The organism is Promicromonospora kroppenstedtii DSM 19349, from assembly GCF_000515355.1.
Lineage (GTDB): Bacteria > Actinomycetota > Actinomycetes > Actinomycetales > Cellulomonadaceae > Promicromonospora > Promicromonospora kroppenstedtii.
In genome coordinates this window covers 2,517-2,716 of sequence record NZ_KI911603.1, presented here as the reverse complement: position 1 = coordinate 2,716, position 200 = coordinate 2,517, and the positions used below count along the sequence as shown (strand labels likewise).

The window sequence follows — 200 nt, the reverse complement described above, 5'->3', positions numbered from 1 at the left end:
CGCCGGTTCGCCGCGGGCTTCACCGCGCTGCGGGTGCGCGCCGGCGTGTGGACCCCCTGGCTGGACGACGTGCTGGCGCAGGGGCTGCGCAGCGGCGTCGTCCTGCCGGACACCGACGGCCTGCTGGAGCAGGGGCCGTTCAAGGTGGTCACCGATGGTTCGCTCAACACGCGCACCGCCTACTGCCACGACCCGTACCC

At 74.0% G+C, this 200-nt stretch carries 1 pseudogene; it reads left to right on the top strand.

Features of this window, described 5'->3' with window-relative positions:
• Positions 1 to 200 (top strand): annotated as a pseudogene (locus PROKR_RS33690) (amidohydrolase); the annotation flags it as partial.